This is a genomic window from Leptospira weilii (assembly GCF_006874765.1).
Lineage (GTDB): Bacteria > Spirochaetota > Leptospiria > Leptospirales > Leptospiraceae > Leptospira > Leptospira weilii.
This window is the reverse complement of sequence record NZ_CP040840.1, coordinates 790001-805000: the sequence shown is the minus strand read 5'-3', so window position 1 is coordinate 805000 and position 15000 is coordinate 790001. Positions and strand designations below refer to the sequence as shown.

At 40.4% G+C, this 15000-nt stretch carries 13 protein-coding genes and 1 pseudogene (2 of these 14 only partly in view); 8 read left to right on the top strand and 6 right to left on the bottom strand.

Annotation, left to right across the window (positions count from 1 at the left end):
* From FHG67_RS03880 to FHG67_RS03860, 5 genes and pseudogenes are all read right to left on the bottom strand, one after another.
* Positions 1-495 carry the 5' portion of an SGNH/GDSL hydrolase family protein gene (locus FHG67_RS03880; RefSeq protein ID WP_002620185.1) on the bottom strand. It extends 156 nt beyond the left edge of the window, so only the first 495 of its 651 coding nucleotides appear in the window; its start codon is at positions 493-495; its stop codon lies off the left edge, out of view.
* Positions 492-1982 (bottom strand): ArnT family glycosyltransferase, encoded by a 1491-nt coding sequence (locus tag FHG67_RS03875; RefSeq protein WP_004499197.1) that lies wholly within the window; start codon positions 1980-1982, stop codon positions 492-494. Before FHG67_RS03875 ends, FHG67_RS03880 begins: the two co-directional genes overlap by 4 nt.
* Before the next feature lie 28 nt (positions 1983-2010).
* Positions 2011-2343 (bottom strand): annotated as a pseudogene (locus FHG67_RS03870) (STAS domain-containing protein); the annotation flags it as partial.
* 65 nt (positions 2344-2408) lie between these two features.
* Positions 2409-2987 carry a tyrosine-type recombinase/integrase gene (locus FHG67_RS03865; protein WP_004495816.1) on the bottom strand — a complete coding sequence of 193 codons (579 nt, stop codon included), beginning with the start codon at positions 2985-2987 and terminating at the stop codon, positions 2409-2411.
* A gap of 687 nt (positions 2988-3674) precedes the next feature.
* Positions 3675-4361: a hypothetical protein gene (locus FHG67_RS03860; RefSeq protein WP_004499294.1), complete on the bottom strand. Its 687-nt coding sequence runs from the start codon at positions 4359-4361 to the stop codon at positions 3675-3677.
* Between the two features lie 546 nt (positions 4362-4907).
* Between FHG67_RS03860 and FHG67_RS03850 the strand changes: the two genes are divergently transcribed.
* The 8 genes from FHG67_RS03850 to FHG67_RS03805 all read left to right on the top strand — a co-directional run bounded on the left by FHG67_RS03850 (position 4908) and on the right by FHG67_RS03805 (position 14227).
* Positions 4908-5192 carry an LIC10235 family protein gene (locus tag FHG67_RS03850; protein ID WP_002620102.1) on the top strand — a complete coding sequence of 95 codons (285 nt, stop codon included), beginning with the start codon at positions 4908-4910 and terminating at the stop codon, positions 5190-5192.
* Positions 5193-5320: 128 nt separating this feature from the next.
* Complete coding sequence (locus tag FHG67_RS03845) at positions 5321-5998, top strand: tetratricopeptide repeat protein (protein ID WP_376767579.1); 678 nt, start codon at positions 5321-5323, stop codon at positions 5996-5998.
* A 48-nt stretch (positions 5999-6046) separates the two neighbouring features.
* Positions 6047-7264: a cyclic nucleotide-binding domain-containing protein gene (locus FHG67_RS03840; RefSeq protein ID WP_002620196.1), complete on the top strand. Its 1218-nt coding sequence runs from the start codon at positions 6047-6049 to the stop codon at positions 7262-7264.
* 19 nt (positions 7265-7283) lie between these two features.
* Positions 7284-7970: a DNA-3-methyladenine glycosylase family protein gene (locus tag FHG67_RS03835; RefSeq protein WP_002620192.1), complete on the top strand. Its 687-nt coding sequence runs from the start codon at positions 7284-7286 to the stop codon at positions 7968-7970.
* Between the two features lie 337 nt (positions 7971-8307).
* Complete coding sequence (locus FHG67_RS03830; RefSeq protein ID WP_004499240.1) at positions 8308-9762, top strand: SBBP repeat beta-propeller lipoprotein, LipL53 family; 1455 nt, start codon at positions 8308-8310, stop codon at positions 9760-9762.
* 71 nt (positions 9763-9833) lie between these two features.
* On the top strand, positions 9834-10532 hold the full coding sequence (locus FHG67_RS03825) for a hypothetical protein (protein WP_004496024.1): 699 nt from the start codon (positions 9834-9836) through the stop codon (positions 10530-10532).
* A 292-nt stretch (positions 10533-10824) separates the two neighbouring features.
* Entirely contained in the window at positions 10825-11910 is a 1086-nt protein-coding gene (locus tag FHG67_RS03810) for a metallophosphoesterase family protein (protein WP_004501715.1), read from the top strand.
* A 1-nt stretch (position 11911) separates the two neighbouring features.
* Positions 11912-14227: an ATP-binding protein gene (locus FHG67_RS03805; RefSeq protein ID WP_004499179.1), complete on the top strand. Its 2316-nt coding sequence runs from the start codon at positions 11912-11914 to the stop codon at positions 14225-14227.
* A gap of 97 nt (positions 14228-14324) precedes the next feature.
* Here the strand turns inward: FHG67_RS03805 and rlmD are convergent, their stop codons facing one another.
* Positions 14325-15000 carry the 3' portion of a 23S rRNA (uracil(1939)-C(5))-methyltransferase RlmD gene (rlmD, locus tag FHG67_RS03800; protein ID WP_004496035.1) on the bottom strand. Its footprint extends 506 nt past the window's final position, so the window shows 676 of its 1182 coding nt (coding positions 507-1182); its start codon lies off the right edge, out of view — the gene reads right to left on this strand; it ends in the stop codon at positions 14325-14327.

Below are 15000 nucleotides of genomic sequence, written 5' to 3'. Positions count from 1 at the left end.
AGAGCTTAGCCCCTTCAGATACGAATTGATCTGCAAAATATTCGCCCTATAGGCGGGTTGAGACGTAGGCGGAAGAACCGTGACCAAGATCATTGCGTTACTACGAGATTGGATTAAACTAAGGAGATTCTCGTAGTTCTTCGGAAATTGGTCGACCGGATAACCGGAGACATCGTTCGTTCCCAATTCTAAAATTAAAAGGTCTTGTCGTTCAGTCAAAGCAGTTTCAATCGCCTGAAGCCAAGCGGGAACGTATCTTCCAGAAACCGAATAATCGGTAACCGTAAATCGGAAGCCGAGTTTTTCTCTCAGCCCAAAGCCGCCCGATTCTTGGGATAAAGAATCTCCGATAATTCCCACTTTCAAAAGCGGGCCCGTCAAAGGCAATAAAAACGAAAGTCCGTGCTGCTCGCCCTCCTTACCGACACAGGAAATCAATAAGAAAAACAGAATATTCTGAAATTGAAGAAATCTACGAAGCCAAAAAGAATTCATTTTTTTTTCCGGAGATAAATTTCCGCCTGAGCGCGCACTAATTTTCGAGTCGTAGAAGGAGAAACGGAAATATTTTTTTTATAAAAAGAAGACGAATTTTCCTTAAGATAACTTTCCACAGTATCGTTCCGTTTCGTCCCTTCACTGAAAACAAACGTATCGATGGAATCCAAAGTACCCGCAAACATCCCCGAAGGAACCGGAAGTTCGCCCGGAATAAATTCTAAAATTTTTTGATCCGGATATCTTTCCCTTAGGTAAAAATACGGATCCGGAATCGCCTGAAGATAAATCTTCTTGGAATATCTCAATTCAGCCGCAATTTCCTCCGAAAATTTTCTTCCGAGATCGAATTCCGGATTGATAAAGCCAACTTTTCGATACGCGAGAAACAAAACGATCAAATTGCAAAATAAAAGCCCCGAACCTACGTAAATCACCCTCTTACGATCGGATTCTTCAAACAACATTCCACCTAACGCAGAAAGCGGAAGGGTAAGATACATCACGTAATAAAATTCGGTGGATAAAAAGAGGAATATAAGGGTTCCAAAAATCCAAACAAAAAGAAATAAAAATCTCTCCTTCAATAACCTTCGATTGATTCCGATTCCCGACAAAAGAAAAATGTAAAATAAAATTCTAACTCCCGGATTTTCATATCCTCCGATCAAAATCTTAATCTTCGTGAGAACGGAAAACAAAGTGAAAAGCTCCTTCTTTCTTCCGAACTGCAATCCAAACTGAAACAGAAATAAATTCCAATGAGGAAGTAACCAAACGATCCAAATCGTAAGGGGGAGGATTCCTCCCACCCAAAACCAAGAAGTCGACAAAGATTTCCTTCTCCAAAGAAGATATAAGGAAGGAACTCCAAACACAGAACCGAACGGGTGAGAAAGAAAAGACAGCCCAAGAAAAATTCCGGAAAAAAAAGCTTCAACTTTCCCGACAGGTCTTGGATGCTCGTCCAAAGCGGTGCGAACCGAAAGGAATAAACTTGCTAATGCGAAAAACAGACAAAGCATCTCCATCCTTGCCATCGTTCCCACTCTCAAAAATAATAGGTCCGTAACGAGCAACAAGCCGGCAAATAATGCGGACAACAAAGAAAATCCGATTCTAAATAAAATCCCGTAAAAAATAAAAACACAAAGCGCCGCAACTACAATCGTGAACAAACGAAGTCCGACGATTCCCGGAAACACATACTTCATCCAAAGGCCGCCGGAAAAAAAATACAACGGCGGCATCCACAGAGTTGTCTCTTCCATTCCCGGAATCAAACCTTCTAAAACCCGAGTTCGAAGAGTTCCAAATTCCGCAAAGTCTTGCGAAGGGGAAAAAAATAAAACTTCGTCCGGCCAAATCGGAGGAAATTCAAGCCGATCGTTGTATAAAATCCATACGAAGAGTAATGCTAGAAAAAACGGCGATATCCAAGAAAGTGTTTTAGATGAAATGAAAGCGAACGTTTTCCGGGACATAAAAATCCGAGAGGTAATCCCGGATTTTAGCGAGCGAGTCAAGCGCCGAACTTTCTGTTTCGTAGACTTCAAACAGATCCAATAGTTCGACCACATCGAATACCTTTTTTACGGGAGGAGTAATACAACAAAGTTTCAACTTTCTTCCCTGCTTTTCTAATTCCCTGACCATACCGACGAAGATACGGATTCCTGAGGACGAAATGTAAGAAATATTTTCCAGGTTGATCAGAATATCACCCTGTCCGGACTGAACATCGTCCAACAATTTCGCTTCCACTTCGTCTGAATGTCCGATATCCAGCCTTCCATTAAGCGCCACCAGAGTATGCTTACCAATTTTTTTCGTTTTGATTTCCAAAAAATGGCTTCCTTTGGGAGAATTAAACCTAAATTAAGGTTTCGGAATTCGTTTACAACTCATTTTTAAGTCCCGATATCTATAATTTCATCCAAAGAAAAATTTTTCACCGATCTGATCCTCGATTTTTTCCCGATCAATTTGTAGACAGCGCGCCTCGTCTTCAATCCTAGAAATTCGCCGATAAATTGAATCGAATCCCCACTCGAGTGAAGTCGAACGGCTATCGTTTCTCGAATTTTAGAACAGCTTACTTCGATATTCGTTTCACGTTTTAATTTTTCGAAAAGTTTCTGAATCGTTTTAGGATGTAACTTCCCTTTTCTTCCCGGAAATACGTACTCCTCTGAAGTTTTACCCCGAATCGCTCCATAAAAATCCCGAAGTAAAAAAGAGGAAATTTTAAGGTAACGATCCTTTCTCCCTTGAAATCCGCAAACTCTCAATAACTTATTTTCCAAGTCGACATCGCCGCAACGTAAGGAAACTAGCTCTTCTGATTTTAATCCGAACATAATTAGGCATCGAATCCATACAAAATGATCGGGATTGCTTCTACTCGCGCCGGTGAGAGACCTTATCTCAAAATCCGTGAGAATGTCTTTAAACTCGTAAATTTCCGAATTCCCTTTTTTCAGATTCATAAAAGAACCATTCCTTTCAAATTCGGTTTTATTTATCGGGCATCGCTGAAATAATGCCAACAAAAATTAATCTTTTTAACAAAAGCAGGGAAATATTTTTAATTTGTACAACACACTTTATGAATATTCAAAAAACTTAAAATATTCTATTTCAGAATATTCGAAAACAAACGCGAGCATCGAAATCTTTCTTTCTATCGGTTGACATAAAATCGGAAAACATGCGAAACAAATCGCATATAAAGAATTATAATTGGAAATTAGTATATTTTAAAATTTGAAAATACACCGAACGGAACTTAGGGGTCTCGCTTTATATGAGCTTGTTTTAAAATCTTGAGAAAAATCTGTTACAATCATTTCATAAGTTGCAATAAAACGCAGGACTCCCACAGATTACGTCCCTTTAATAATCCCTGTAAAACAAAGTACCGTTAATTTAAGCGTAAATCCCACGTTTAGACGCAGAATTTTAGACATTTGATTATACGGAGATGAGTAATAGTTCACGAACTTTCTCTAACGGATTTTACTGTCGTTGAAAAACTCCATGATTCAGTTTAGCAAAACCGCTTCAAACATCCATTTCAACGAAGCAGAAACAGATAGAGAATTAATTTTTTTCAAAAACTCTATTGTTAAATCCAGTAACAGTTCCTAAATCAGAGGTTTTAGGAGAGCGAAATTCTATTTTATTTCCACACGATTCAACTCGTCCAATTCCACTTTCCAAGATCGAACGATTTGAACCATTACGTCCAAAACCTCAGGCTCGGGTGAATCGTAGGAATCCGCGGCAAACGAATCTACGGTTTCAAATCCCTTAATTTGAATCAGGGAATTCTTTTCCATTTTCGCCCGAAACACTTCGAACTCTTCTATGGAATCTGTCGGAGAATTTTTCACATAATACGGCTTTATAATGCTTATCCTAAAACTTTCTATGGGAAGATTTTTGAGAGTCTGTAAGATCCGAAAGGACAATAAGGCCGCTTCCAACTTCATTCTTTCCTTATATTCCTTCTGTCCCAAAAACGTAAGGGCGGTATTTCCTCCCATCGCGAGTGTTACTTTTACCGTGCCCGTTTTATCCCCAGTAGGCGAAATACTCGGAGATATTTCGATTTCTTTCAAACGATCGCCTAACAACAGGAACGATGTTTGGCGAATTTTTTCTTCAAGCGGAATCTCCCGATCGGATAATATCTTTTCAACTTGGTCTTTTATGCTCGGTTTACAACCCACATTCGCAATTGAGATCGAAAGAATAAAAATAAGACAAAAAAGCCTACAGATAAAATTGAAATTTGGAGAAACTTGTGTTTGTAAGGGACTTCGATTCGATGAGTTTGAAAACAATTGCCGATTCTTCATAGAAATCTCCTTTGTTTCTTTCGAAACATATCCGTTTAGCCTAAGAGTCACAATCATTTTTTGCAAGCCTTTAGTCGTTTTTAAACTTAGATTTCTCAAATGATTGTTTGATTTCTTGTCAAAAGTAAATAGAGAATATCGATTATCAAATCCATTCGCCTTTCGTCTTGTTATGCTGTCCTGATAGATCACAATCGAAATGATAAAAGGTTCGCAACCACCCACTTCGTTTTTATTTTGATAAGAATTTATTTCAAATGACTACGTTTTACTATGTCCTGTCTATAAGTGACCCGCGAAATCTTCGCACAAATCTGCCTTTTCGGCGCAAAACTATAACACCTTACCAGCACGTTTCGATTTAAGCTGAAAAGACGTTTTATTTTTAGATCGTCCAATCCAAAAATTCATCCCGCTTCCCTTCAAATCACGAATTGCCTAGATTTATCTATTTTATAATCCATCTTAGAGCGATTCTCTAAAAAAAAATTCAACGTTTATTTTTTTCTGTAATTTTAATTAGGTGATTTCGTCATAAATATCAGTATGAAACCGAAAAAAATCTCCAAAGACGATCTTGAATCCCTGATAACAGGCGTTAAATCTCAATCCATTGAAGCCGTAGGCAATTACCTATATAAAGGATTTAGAATACAGATTAGCAAATACAATCTGTCCGGCGCCGAAAGAGTTCAACTTTTATACCAAAAAAGAAGAAATAACGGCCTTTGTATCGTGTGTGGAACGAAAGTCTCCAAAAAGAACCCTTCTTCCGGAAAACTCTACAGACTCTGCGAACGCCATCGCAAATCAATCGATCAGAAAAAGTAATCAACTTTTTCGAAAAACCTGCAGATAATTCTTTAGTAGGAGGGTATTTTTCCCTCCGGAGCTTTATTTTGCAGGCCAAAAGATTCTTCATTTTCCTTACAGCTTGTTACAAACCCCAAACGCCCCGCGTGGTCCAGAACGACAAAATCAGATTCCCCATTCTGTCGAATGTGCACCGGGCAATTTTAGGGTTAATCCGTAGAGAACGACACACTCGGCTTAGGAAAAAAAATACCAAGTTTAAATACGCTTTCTTCGAGTTTTTTCAGATAAAATTTTTGATGATTTTATCCTTATCTTGGATTTCCTTTTCCGGCTCTTTGAGTTCTGAAATCGGCTCTCTTCAGGAAACTCAAGCCGAAAACCTACTTAGAATCGCGGAAGAAGCTTACAAAGACCGAAAATTCCACAGATCCATCGAGGAAATTAAAAATTTCCTGATTCTTTATCCGACAAGCAAACTCAAATACAAAGCCTATCAGGTTCTAAAAAATAATTACTCCAGGCTTGGTCGCCCGGAAAAAGTCCTCGAAATCAATCTGCATCAATATTCTCAGGAACCGACCTCCTCCCAAGGTTTAAACGCATTTTTCGAAGTCGGTAAACTTTATCTCGAAATCGGGGAAAAGAACAAAGCGAAAGAAGTTTTCAAATCAATCTGCACTCAGTCCTTTTCCAGAGAACTCGCCGAAAAAGCATTCGTGGAACTCTCGGAATGGGATATTTTAAACGATTCAAAGACGGAAACGTCGGAATGTGGAGAAAATACTTCTTTTTTTCGAGATTCAATTCCTGAAAACCGATAATGAAAACAGTTGAACTCTGATTTTTAAAAAAAATATTAACATAACAGCATGTCCACAGGCATCTTCCAAATCGTTAATTTCCAGAAGGGCTCCTATATTATCGTAGAGGGTAAAAAAGATTCTCCTAGTTTCTTTATTATTCGGGAAGGGAAGGTAAAAATAGGTAGAGAAAACCCGGTCGTCGGCGAAGACCCAAATTCCGTCCAAGGCCCGGGGGACTTTTTCGGCGTCGTCGCCGCGATGAGCCAACACGCCCAAATCGAATCCGCAGTGGCACTCACTGACGTTTCGGTGATCGAGGTGAGTTACGATCAATTCGGAACTCTCATTCAAAGAAACACCCCGGTAGCGATGAAAATCATCCGGTATTTTTCGATGAAACTTCGCCAATTCGACCAGACAATCACACGTTTGACATTCCGCTCCGCAGTGGAAGAAGATCCGAACGAACTCTACAACATCGGCGAAAACTACTTCAATCAGAAGAACAACCACCACGCCGCTTACGCATTCCAAAAGTACCTTCAATATCTTCCGAACGGTCCGTTTGCCACTCAGGCAAAACTGAAATTACAAACGATGAACCAACCGATGCAAGCTCCCACGATCGATCTTACGAAGTTCAATCGTATGTACGCGGACAACGAAATGATCTTTTGCGAACACGAACCCGGTAGAGAACTGTATATCATTCAAAACGGTAAGGTAAAAATCACAAAGATTGTGGATAAAAACGAAGTATTACTCGCGGTTCTTCAGAATGGGGATATCTTCGGCGAAATGGCGCTTCTCGATAACAAACCGAGATCCGCTTCGGCAATCGCATGGGGCCATGTCCAACTTCTCGCGATCAACAAGGCCAACTTCGAAGGTATGGTCAAAGCTCAACCCCAACTCGCAACCCGTTTGATCACTCTTCTTTCCGAAAGAATTTGGACCGCTTACAAACAACTTGCAAACTTAATGATCAACGATCCTCAAGGTAGAATTGCAGATACTCTGTTAACTCTTGTCGAAAAAAATAGAATCAAGATCGCTCCGAAAATTTCGTATAACTTTGAAATCGGCACGAAGGATTTGATCAAAATGGTCGGTCTCTCCTACCCGAAAGACGAGAATTTAGTCCTAGATCTTTTGACTAAAAACAAATGGATCAAGCTTGATCAGGGCAAACTCAGCTGTACCGATTTAGTCGAACTGGAAAAGTTGGTTCATATTTATAGAAAAAAATCCCAAATGGAAAACAAACTCAAAAAAAGAGTATAACTCGTGTTTTCAAATTTGAATGCCTTCTCCAGATTCTTCCCGAGTTCCCAATCCTAAAAAACGTTCTCCTTCCGTTTTAGAAGATAGGAATATTCGTCTCCGAAAAGCCTCCGATTGGCTTCGTAAAAAGGATCCAATCACAAAAAAACTGATCGATTCCATCGGACCTTGTAAGTTAAAAACCATAGGCAACCCTTATCAGGTTTTGATTAAATCCGTTCTGGGCCAACAACTCTCCGTTAAAGTCGCCCTAACCTTCGAACGCAGATTGATTTCTCTGGCAGGAAGTAAAAAAATTCCCTCTCCGGATCAGATTGTAACGATTCCGAACGAGAAGTTGAAAAAGATAGGAGTTTCCCAAGCTAAGACTGAAACAATCAAACGAATCGCCGAAGCTTATTTGAATCGGGATATCACCGATTCAAAACTTCGTAAATTAGAAGATTCTGATGTTTTAAACCTTCTTTGCTCTTTGAAAGGCGTCGGACCTTGGACGGCGGAAATGGTTTTGATCTTCGCCTTGGATCGTTGGGATCACTTTTCCATCAACGATCTGATTCTTAGAAAATCTGTGGAAAAACACTATGGAATTTCCAAGGATAATAAAAAGGAAATCCAGCATTTTTTAATGAGTTATTCTCCCTTTAGAACGATCCTTTCCTGGTATCTTTGGGCGGATATAGACGGTGGCGAAGGTTGGGGCTAACCTGAGAAGAAAAATCATCGTTGCTTAGCCGTCTAAGAGCTAAGAGTAATCATTCCCCGAGAAACCGTCTCTTTGGAAGTTCCCAATTTTTTAAATCGCCTTTTCAATCATTGCATTTTCACCCGATGACATTACAATTATTGCAACATCACTTAAGAGACGATTATTTTCAATAGAAACACAAATTCCCCGGCCTTACACAAACGAATTTCTCTCCTCACCTTTACACTTCTATCTTAAGTAGGACGAAACACCCTATTCCAAAAGAAATACATATGCAAAGTATTTATATATTTTTCATTTGAATGTATAAAATGACTTAATTTGAGAAAATGTAATGATCTTTTTTCCCATTTTTCTTTTTATATTCATTCAAACTTGTTACCCAACGGAAATAATCAACGCCTCCAATCCGGAAACTAAGGATTATTGGATACGACTTTTACTTCGAGGAGGAGAAGAAAAAATCACTACAACAGAACTCGAAACGGAAATCGAATTTGAAACTGAAACCCCCGCCCAAAAACCTTTTTCTGAAAATTTAAATTCCCGAAAATTAGAATGGACTTTGTTGGTTGGAACATCGGATGCAAGAACCTACGGAGGAGGCATGGCCATTGATAACAAAGGCTTTATATACGTTGCGGGAGATACCGATAAAGGCGTTTATAAAGCCGAGCCGATTGGAAATCGGGATCTCATTCTTGGAAAGTACGATTCCAGAAAAAACGCAATCTGGACCAAACAAGCCGGGGCTCCAAAAACTAAGCTGGAGGTTAAAGATCTCTCAGTTGATTCTCAAGGTAATGTCTACATCGTTGGCGATACGAAAAATAATTTTGCAAGTCCGCTTTCGGGCGAACAAGATCTATTTCTAATCAAATTCAACTCTGACGGATCCCAAGCTTGGGCAAGACAAACAGGCTGCATAGGAAATTATAGCACAAGCGCTAAAAAAATCGCCGTAGATACATTCGGAAATTCTTATATAATCGGAAATTCAACCGGAGCTTTTGGAGGAACTGAGATCGGAACCAACGGATTTATCATCAAGTTTGATACCAACGGTAACCAAATCTGGGTCAAACAGATTTCGGCGAATAAAGCCAATATCCCAATTTATCCGGGTGGGATTACAATTGACGAGGTTAGAGATAGTATCTACGTGACCGGCTCAGGAAGAGCGAACTTTTCAACCAATACCATTCCCAGTATCGGATTTCTCGACCTTTTTATTTTTAAATATGACAGTAGCGGTAATCGTCAATTCTTCGCTCAACTGGGTTTCGCTTCCAGCACAACCGATGGCTCCTCTCTCAGTGTGGATCCGTCCGGAAACGTTTTTGTAGGCGGAACTAGTAACGCTAATTTTGAATCAGAAACCAAAAACAAATCGAACTTTCGGGGACTTTTGGTTAAATACGATTCGTCAGGCGTTCGACAATGGATTCAACAACTCGGTCCGATAGGCAATCAGAGAAAACAAACTGTGATTACCGCAATTACAACCGATGCAAACGGGAACATTTTTACAACGGGCTATAGCAGCGAAAACACCACTGATGAAACGAACGCATCGACAGGCAGGAACGATCTTTTTCTGGCCAAATTCAATTCCTCCGGACAAATCGGATGGACACGACAAATCGGAACTTCCAAAAGCTTAATATTCAGTACCGGAATCGGACTCGACTTCGAAGGAAATCTCTATTGCTCCGGATATACGAGCCAAAGCATGAATCAAATTTCCAAAAAGGGAGTTTACGATCTATTCCTCCTGAAATTCAAATAACTCTTGCTCCAATTCGATTTCTTTTCTGTTCAAAAAAAATCCGTTTGAGACAAAGGACTCAGGCGGCAATCATGAACCGAAATCGAAACATTATCCACGTAGGTCTAAGCGATCTATTTTTACCGATCATAGTTCGATCCAAATCCGAGGTCCTTCAGTTCCAATCCAACCTGGAAGAACTAGGAATCGAAATCACAGGAACCAATTACGGACCGAACCAAAACATTCTCACAAGACAACTTTCTCAATCGGTTCTGACAATTCAGCTCATCAACGCCGGTCCCAATATCACACAACTTCTTATCATCTCCGAAAATCCGGACGGTTCTTTGGAATCCATCGAAGAAGATTTTGAAAGAGTACTCGAAGCATTCGACAAAGTTTGGCCGATTCAGGGAAAAAATGTGGTAAAAAGCGACCTTACCGTTCGTCTCTTAGTGGACTCTTCCACAGAACACGCATTCGGCGAGATCTGGGAAAAAAGACTTCGTCAGAACAGAGACAGTCTACAACAACTCGGAAGACCCATTTTAGGCGGAGGACTCAGATTCGTCCTCCCTCCGTTAAATTCTCAAGACCCGGAAGATCACGGAATCGAAATCAAAATCGAGTCCTTTTTTCCAGACCCTCGCAAAGTTTTTATAGAAGCGATTTTTCTTTGGGGTACGCCGCGTATGATCTCCGAAAAATGGAACGCTTCCGATCGTATCCAAAAAGTAATTCAGTACTCGGAACAGCACCTGATTCCTTTTTTGGACCATACTTACTAGAAACATCTCAAAAATAATCTCAAAAATACTTTATCTTTGCTTAAAACGTCGGTTCCAATCATCCTAAGATATTTCCGAGATAGTTTCGCATCATGAATGCACACCGTTCTTCGGCTTAGCGATACGAAGAAATAGCCTTCGTCGAAGACAAAAACCGAGCGGAAATCCGCGAGCCATAACGACGGGGCCGTCCGCTTGCAGACGGAACATCCCGAAAAAATCTTCAAAGATATCCGAACCTCTTAAATATTGTCCGGGGATACGGATAAACTCCGACGGCAGGAAGTACATCATGATTCGATTTTTACACACAGCAGACCTACATCTCAGTCAAAAGGAAAAAGATTATTCTCTCTCCGTCCTAAAAGAAATTGTTTCCAATGCGAACGTAGAAGGATGTACGCACATACTTTTCTGCGGAGATCTTTTCGACCGTAACTCGGATATAGCGGCACTCAAAATAGAGGTGAAAGAGATTTTAACAGCGTTTCCGGGAAAAATTTTCTTTATCCCCGGAAATCACGAAGAACTAGGAATTCCCGAAGGAACCTATCCGATCTCCGCCGATCTTTCCCCGATGTCGTATCCGCAAAAAACCGACAACTTTAAACTTTGGATCGAGGAAATAGACGGCGTCGAAGCGGAATTTTTCGGTTTTCCATTTCACAGAACTTTAGATTATTCGAATATTCAATTTAATGAAAAAAAGGTTCATTATCGGATCGCCCTTTTGCACGGAACCGATACGAAATTGGTGGAGTATCTGGGCCCTTCCCCGGAAGAAACGGATTCCATCCTGGACTCGAAGCCGTTTTTGAACGCGAAGTTTGACTATCTTGCGCTCGGCCACATCCATCGAGAACGCTCCGAAAGATCCGGCTCTCTTCTCAAAGCCTATCCCGGTTCTCCCAGAGTTGTTTCTTCAGGAGAATTCGGGCCTCGCACAGTCAACATAGTAACTCTAGGAAAAAACGGAACTCCGATCGTTCAAAAAAAAATCATCACTTGCGCGGGGGAATTCAAAGAATTCTCCGTTTCGGCCAACCTTTCCGGAGAAATTCCCGAACTTTCCAACATACCCGCTCTCGTATCGAAACAAGATTTCGTTCGAATTAACGTTTCCGGAATCGTGGAAGACGAACATATCGTATCGGAAATTTTGGACCGTTTTTCCAAGTCTCTCGTTTGCAGAAAATTAGAATTTAAAACCGGCGATCTCAAAACCTCTTCGGTTTTGATCGACAATCCTGTCGCCAAATTATTTTACGATAAATTAATGTTCAAAAAGAGGAATTGGGATATCCCGGACCCTCCCGATTGGAACGAAATTTTGGTCTTAGGCCTAGAACAAATCGAAGAACACTCGGGGAAAAATTAAAATGATCTCTGGAATTCAATTGAACAAATTCGGCAAATTCGTTCAGAAAGAATTTAACCTTTCGGACACCGTCACCGTTTTTTTCGGCAAAAACGAATCCGGAAAAACCACAATCTTCGACGCGCTACGGCTCGCAATCGGCAGCAAGTTTCTTACCGCGAATCAAGAACCGAAAAAAAACATTCTTTCTCGTTACGGCGAAAAAAGTTTAGATGGTTATAATATTCTAGGTAACGTTCCCGATCTTTCCAAGGAAACGGCGCCTCAGTACGTCCACTGTGTTTCTCTGAGAGAAGGTGAATTGGAATTTGCGTTTAACAACGACAAGTTTATCAAACCCGATTTTCTCCGAAGTAAACTTCTAAACAACGGGATCGACTTGGATGGAATTGCAAGTTCGCTCAAAAAAATCCATTCTCCGAAAACGGGAAGCAAGGACTCGAATCTTTTCGAAACTCTGAAAAAAGAAATTTCGGATCTTAAATCAAAAAGAACCGAATTGATTTTCGAAATCGAAAACCTACATTCCAGAAACAAAAACAACGCCGAAAAAGAGGAAAAACATCTCAAAGACCGAAACAGAGAATTTGAAATCAAAGACAAACTCGCTCAAATCGAAAAAGATTCCGAATTAGATTCTAAAATTCAAAAGAAGATCAAACTTTTGGAATCTCTTTCCGAAATTCAAAGACTAAAATCCGTTCAAGAATTTATCAAGAAAAACTTTCTTTACGCAAAGGACGAATCTTCCGCTTTCGAAAACCTTCAAAAAGAAATCGAAAAATCCAGAAACGCCCTCTACTCTTCCGAGACATTGCTCAGAGACAAAGAAAATGCGATCGATTCCAAAAAGAAACATCTAGACGAACAACAAAACCTACTCCCAATCCTTCAAAAAATGAAACAAAAGGCGGAGGAGTGGTGCGAAAAAATCGACAATACCCTTCGGGAAGACGGTTTTACCGAAGAGATTCGAACGAATCATTCCAATCCTTTCAGTAGAATTTTAGGAATCCTTTTAATCGGACTTGGTTTTTTAGGACTTGTCGGCGCATTCGGCGGTTTTTTACTTTCCAAGCTTTCACCCATCGCACTTTTAAGCGCGGCTTTGATTTCCGCAAGCCTGATCGTTCTCGGCTTTTTTCTGTTCGTGCAAAAAAGGGAATCCGTCAACTTCAGATACAGTTCCGAAAAGGAAAAGGACTTCGTTCTCAAAATTTCCGGCTTATGGAATTTAACATTTCCGGAATATTCCATTCCCTTTATGGAAAAGATCGATCATATAAGACAGTTTTTTCTAAAACAAATCCAAAATTTCGATCTAGAATCGCGCCAGACCGAAACCCTAGAAAAAGAAATCCGTACATTGTCAAGGGAACTCGACACAATTCGTTCGACCTTAAGACTCGAATCCGAAAAGTCCACAGAACTTCAATCCAAAATAAATTCCTGGCTGAACGATAGAAAAGCAGCCACAATCCAAGACTATCACAAACAAGTCGCGGAACTCCAAGCCCAATCCAGAAATTTTTCCGAAGGTCTGAAAAAAATTCTCACAGATCACTCCGCCAAAAGTTTGGAAGATCTGGAAATTCGGCAAAAGACTACGATCGCAACTATGGACGACGTTCCGATCCAATTTCCGAACGATCCGCAAAGACCGTTCAGGGATTCGAAAAAAAAGGAACTCGAAAAAGAACTTCAAGCCCTGGAAAGCGAATTAAAAGAATTGAATACCGCAATTCAAGTGGAAGAGGCTCGGATTCAGGATTCTCTTCCCGAAAAGGAAAAGGATCTGATTCGTACGATTCAAACCCTTTCCGAAAAAGAATTATATTTTTCTAATATTATTTCCAAACGCAGATCCGCAATATTCGCCCAGGAACTCGTCGAAGAAATCTCCAAAGATCAAGCCGCCCAGTTCTCGTTCGTATCTTCCGAAATCGGCAAGGAAATCAACCTTATGCTTCCGAAACGAGACATTTCTTTCGAATCCATCGACAAAAAAGAATCGATCAAAATGAAGGACCAATCCGGAGAATTCAGACCCATCGATCATCTCTCTGGCGGAACATTGGCAACTTTCTATCTGGTTTTCAAACTGTTTTTGGCTCGTAAGACCGTTCCCAAATACGGAATCCTCTTGTTAGACGAGCCTTTTGTTCATCTGGATACGGAGAGAATCGATTCCGCTCTTTCCTATCTCAAGGCCTTCCAGAAAGAAACTGAGTATCAAATCTGTTTTTTTACGAAACAGGAAGAACTCGCGGAAACAGTTCTCAAGATTTTTCAAAATTCGATAAAGATTCCTTTGTAAAATCGATTCGAGTCCAACATTGTTTGAGATATTTTTCGAGGTTCTGAGACGAGTTCTTTAGGTCGAACTTCGCGTTAAATAACCGATCCGCAAGAAGTCATCTCGTAAAAACGGAAACACTTTCCAGATGACTCGTATGCGGGAACAGATCCACCGGAGTCATTTTCGTATATTTGAAAACTTTGGTAAGCTCAACCGCATCCCGTAGCAACGTCTCCGGGTTACAAGATACGTAAAGAATCTTAGGTATTTTAGAGTTTAATAATATTTCTTTCGTCTCAGAGTCGAGTCCCTCTCTGGGAGGATCCAAAATCACTACGTCCGTTTTTTCGTTCAAAGCCGTACGTAAAGAATGCAAAACCTTTCCCTTGATAAACGTGACGTTTACAATTCCGTTCGCCTTTGCCGCCCCAATTGCGGATCGGATCGAATTCGGATTCTCTTCCAATCCGATCACTTTTTTGGATTTGGAAGCGACATACAGAGAAATCGTTCCGATTCCGCAATAGGCATCGACTACGTTCGAATCCCTCGGAAGTTCCTCCAAAACGAGATCGTAAAGATTTTCGATCTGAAACGGATTCACTTGAAAGAACGTGGAAAGTCCGATCTGAAAATCAAGATCGCCGATCTTTTCCTTTACAAAATGTCTTCCGTACCAAGTCGTTTCTTTTTCGCCCAAAACAACCTTAGTATTTCTCTGATTTACGTTTTGCAGTATTCCCACGACCTCGGCTTTCGATTTCTCATTACATAAGAATTGTTGAATATAA

Excerpts from the sequence above, each read along its gene's own strand:
- FHG67_RS03840 (WP_002620196.1), top strand. The coding sequence starts at position 6,047 with ATGTCCACAGGCATCTTCCAAATCGTTAATTTCCAGAAGGGCTCCTAT.
- FHG67_RS03835 (WP_002620192.1), top strand. The coding sequence starts at position 7,284 with ATGCCTTCTCCAGATTCTTCCCGAGTTCCCAATCCTAAAAAACGTTCT.
- FHG67_RS03860 (WP_004499294.1), bottom strand. The coding sequence starts at position 4,361 with ATGAAGAATCGGCAATTGTTTTCAAACTCATCGAATCGAAGTCCCTTA.
- FHG67_RS03805 (WP_004499179.1), top strand. The coding sequence starts at position 11,912 with ATGATCTCTGGAATTCAATTGAACAAATTCGGCAAATTCGTTCAGAAA.
- FHG67_RS03810 (WP_004501715.1), top strand. The coding sequence starts at position 10,825 with ATGATTCGATTTTTACACACAGCAGACCTACATCTCAGTCAAAAGGAA.
- FHG67_RS03825 (WP_004496024.1), top strand. The coding sequence starts at position 9,834 with ATGAACCGAAATCGAAACATTATCCACGTAGGTCTAAGCGATCTATTT.
- FHG67_RS03850 (WP_002620102.1), top strand. The coding sequence starts at position 4,908 with ATGAAACCGAAAAAAATCTCCAAAGACGATCTTGAATCCCTGATAACA.
- FHG67_RS03865 (WP_004495816.1), bottom strand. The coding sequence starts at position 2,987 with ATGAATCTGAAAAAAGGGAATTCGGAAATTTACGAGTTTAAAGACATT.
- FHG67_RS03875 (WP_004499197.1), bottom strand. The coding sequence starts at position 1,982 with ATGTCCCGGAAAACGTTCGCTTTCATTTCATCTAAAACACTTTCTTGG.
- FHG67_RS03830 (WP_004499240.1), top strand. The coding sequence starts at position 8,308 with ATGATCTTTTTTCCCATTTTTCTTTTTATATTCATTCAAACTTGTTAC.